Here is a 3,954-nt window from a genome sequence, read left to right as displayed (position 1 = left end):
TCGGCACCAGGCAACAACGGCGCTATCCGATCCCACGCCGCATCCGTCAGCTCACCACGACCCACCACAAGATCCATTATCAGACAGGACCTAGGCCCTCGGCAGGGTCTCCAGCTGGTTCTGGATGCGGGCGATGTCCTCCTCCGCCTTCGCCAGGCGGGTGCGGATCTTGTCCACGACCTGGTCGGGGGCCTTGGCGAGGAACGCCTCGTTGCCGAGCTTCGCGGTGGCCTGGGCCCGCTCCTTCTCGGCCGCGGCCAGGTCCTTCGCCAGCCGCTTGCGTTCGGCCGCGACGTCGATGGTGCCGGACAGGTCGAGCGCGACCGTGGCGCCGGCGACCGGCAGGGAGGCGGTGGCGCTGAAGCCCTCGCCCTCCGGCTGGAGGCGCAGCAGCTGGCGGATGGCCGCCTCGTGCGGCGCCAGCGCCGTACCGTCCAGGTCCAGGCGCGCCGGCACCTTCTGGCCGGGCTGGAGGCCCTGGTCGGAGCGGAAGCGGCGGACCTCGGTGACGACCCGCTGCACCAGCTCGATCTCCTTCTCCGCGGCCTCGTCGCGGAAACCGTAGTCCTTCGGCCAGTCGGCGACGACCACGGACTCCTTGCCGGTGAGCGCGGTCCACAGCGTCTCGGTGACGAACGGGACCACCGGGTGCAGCAGCCGCAGCGTCACGTCCAGGACCTCGCCCAGGACCCGGGCGGAGACCCCGGCCTGCTCGCCGCCGTCGAAGAACGTCGTCTTGGACAGCTCGACGTACCAGTCGAAGACCTCGTCCCACGCGAAGTGGTAGAGGGTGTCGGAGAGCTTGGCGAACTGGAAGTCGTCGTAGTACGCGTCGACTTCGGCGACCGTCGTGTTGAGGCGCGAGAGGATCCACCGGTCGGTCGCGGACATCCGCGACGGCTCGGGCAGCGGGCCCTCCACGGTCGCGCCGTTCATCAGCGCGAACCGGGTGGCGTTCCAGATCTTGTTGGCGAAGTTGCGGGACGCCTGGACCCAGCTCTCGCCGATCGGCACGTCGGTGCCCGGGTTGGCGCCGCGGGCCAGGGTGAAGCGGACGGCGTCGGAGCCGTAGGCGTCCATCCAGTCCAGCGGGTCGACGACATTGCCGAAGGACTTCGACATCTTCTTGCCGCGTTCGTCGCGGACGAGGCCGGTCAGCGCGATCGTCCTGAAGGGGACCTCGCCGTCCATCGCGTACAGACCGAACATCATCATCCGGGCGACCCAGAAGAAGATGATGTCGTGGCCGGTCAGCAGGACGTCGGTCGGGTAGAACTTCCGCACGTCCGCGGTGTTCTCCGGCCAGCCGAGCGTGGAGAACGGCCACAGGCCGGAGGAGAACCAGGTGTCCAGGACGTCGGTGTCCTGGGTCCAGCCCTCGCCGGCGGGCGGCTCGTCGTCCGGCCCGACGCAGACGATCTCGCCGTCCGGCCCGTACCAGACCGGGATGCGGTGGCCCCACCAGAGCTGGCGCGAGATGCACCAGTCGTGCATGTTGTCGACCCAGTCGAAGTACCGCTTCGACATGTCCTCCGGGTGGATCGCCACCCGGCCGTCGCGGACGGCGTCACCGGCGGCCTTCGCCAGCGGCTCCACCTTGACCCACCACTGCATCGACAGGCGCGGCTCGATGGTGGTCCGGCAGCGCGAGCAGTGTCCGACGGAGTGGACGTACGGGCGCTTCTCGGCGACGATCCGGCCCTGTGAGCGCAGCGCGCCGACCACCGCGCTGCGTGCCTCGAACCGGTCCAGGTCCTGGAAGGGGCCGTGGACGGTGATCAGACCGCGCTCGTCCATGACGGTCAGCGACTCGAGGCCGTGCCGCTGGCCGATCGCGAAGTCGTTCGGGTCGTGCGCCGGGGTCACCTTGACCGCGCCGGTGCCGAACTCCGGGTCGACGTGCGTGTCGGCGACGACCGGGATGGTGCGGTCGGTCAGCGGCAGTTTGATGCGCTTGCCGACGAGGTGCTTGTACCGCTCGTCGTCGGGGTGGACGGCGACCGCGGTGTCACCGAGCATCGTCTCGGCGCGGGTGGTCGCCACGACGAGCGTCTCGTCGCCCTCGCCGTACCGGATGGAGACGAGCTCGCCGTCGTCCTCCTGGTACTCCACCTCGATGTCCGAGATGGCGGTCAGGCAGCGCGGGCACCAGTTGATGATGCGCTCGGCGCGGTAGATCAGCTCGTCGTCGTACAGCCGCTTGAAGATGGTCTGGACGGCCTTGGACAGGCCCTCGTCCATGGTGAAGCGCTCGCGCGACCAGTCGACGCCGTCCCCCAGGCGGCGCATCTGCCCGAGGATTTTGCCGCCGTACTCCTCCTTCCACTGCCAGACGCGCTCGACGAACTCCTCGCGCCCCAGGTCGTGGCGGGACTTGCCCTCCTCGCCGAGCTGCTGCTCGACCTTGTTCTGGGTGGCGATGCCGGCGTGGTCCATGCCGGGCAGCCACAGCGCCTCGTAGCCCTGCATCCGCTTGCGGCGGGTGAGGGCGTCCATCAGCGTGTGCTGGAAGGCGTGGCCCAGGTGGAGGCTGCCGGTGACGTTCGGCGGCGGAATGACGATGGTGTAGGGCGGCTTGTCGCTCCCGGCGTCGGCCGTGAAGTAACCGCGCTCCACCCAGCGCTCGTACAGCTTCCCCTCTACCTCGGCCGGCGCGTACTGGGTCGGCAGTTCGGGGACGGATGCTGGCTGCTGCTGAGTGTTCTCGGTCACGGGCCCAGTTTAGGGGTGTCACAGTGCCGTGCTGAAACGGGAATGTTCCGTAACGGTGTGACCCCCGCCGTGCCGCGTCGGCGGCGCCTCGGCCAGGATGTTCGGAACGCATAAGCATTCGGAGGGGAACCCCTTAATGAGCTACAACCAGCCGGGCCCGTACGGCGGACAGCCTCAGCAGCCGGGACCGTACGGCCAGCCGGGTCCTTACGGCCAGCCGGGCCCGTACGGCCAGCAGCCGCAGGCGCCCCAGCCCGGCTACGGCTACCCCCAGCAGGCGCCCCCGCCGCAGGGTTACGGCTACCCGCAGCAGCCCGGCCCGACCCCGCCCTACGGCCAGCCCCCGCAGCAGCCGCCGTACGGCACCGGTCCGGCCGCCTACCCGCCGCCCCCGCCGACGGCCCCGGCGAAGAAGAAGACGGGCTGGATCATCGGCGGCATCGCGGTGGTGGCGGCGCTGGGCGTGGGCGCGTACCTCGTGTTCGGTACGGGTGGCGGCAACGGCGCGGTGGCCGACGACACCAAGGGCTACAAGATCACCCCGGCGGCGTCGATCGACGACTACCGGAAGAGCGGCCCCGACCGGCCGATCACCCTGGACGAGAAGATGAAGGCCAACGCGACCGCCATGGGGGTCAAGAACCCCTCGATGGTCAGCGCCAGCTACCGGGCGGGCGCCGACCCGGCCAATCCGATGTCGGGCCGCAGCATGAGCCTGACCGGCACATGGGGTGAGATCGCGGACCCCGAGAAGGCCATCGACACGGGCTTCGCCAACTACACCAAGAGCCAGCAGCAGCAGGCCGCCCAGGGGTTCAGGATGGAGCCCGTGGGCAGCCCCGAGGAGAAGACGCCGGCCGGTTTCGAGGGCGCGCTGATGAAGTGCCAGTTCATCAAGCTGACCAACCCCTCCGCGGACGGCAACCCCAAGAACGGCCCCAAGGAGCTGACGGTCCCCACCTGCATCTGGGCCGACTACAGCACCTACGGCGTCGTCAACATGATGGACCTGGTCTCCGCGGCGACGGGTCAGGCCGGGACGCTCGACCAGGCCGCCGGGCTGGCCGCCAAGCACTACACGTCGTCGCGCTCCAAGATCTGAGGCCTCCGCGCGTAGACAGTGAGGCGCCCGGCCGGTTCCTGGAACCGGCCCGGGGGCCGCCACTGGAAGGGGCGCACGCCCGATAACGTGGGGGGGGGAGGTGATTTAGCACCCCGGGACCCCAAGGGGGGTGTAGGGGT

Annotated in this window: 2 protein-coding genes; one reads left to right on the top strand and one right to left on the bottom strand. The window is 69.8% G+C overall.

Going from position 1 to position 3,954, the window contains the following annotated elements; translation table 11 throughout:
• Positions 1-90 precede the first annotated feature (90 nt).
• A complete protein-coding gene (locus AB0H53_RS29050) occupies positions 91-2,712 on the bottom strand; it encodes a valine--tRNA ligase (protein ID WP_362119636.1) in 2,622 nt (873 codons plus the stop codon).
• 136 nt (positions 2,713-2,848) lie between these two features.
• Here AB0H53_RS29050 and AB0H53_RS29045 point away from each other — a divergent pair, with 136 nt between their 5' ends.
• A complete protein-coding gene (locus AB0H53_RS29045; protein ID WP_362119633.1) occupies positions 2,849-3,814 on the top strand; it encodes a hypothetical protein in 966 nt (321 codons plus the stop codon).
• The last annotated feature ends 140 nt before the right edge of the window (positions 3,815-3,954 follow it).

The sequence above is a fragment of the Streptomyces sp. NPDC050856 genome, assembly GCF_040653855.1.
Taxonomy (GTDB): Bacteria; Actinomycetota; Actinomycetes; order Streptomycetales; family Streptomycetaceae; genus Streptomyces.
The sequence above is the reverse complement of the archived record's forward strand: the minus strand, read 5'-3'. Positions and strand labels throughout refer to the sequence as shown.

What these genes read in the sequence shown, in the direction of transcription:
- AB0H53_RS29045 (WP_362119633.1), top strand. Translation starts at nt 2,849, where the DNA reads ATGAGCTACAACCAGCCGGGCCCGTACGGCGGACAGCCTCAGCAGCCG.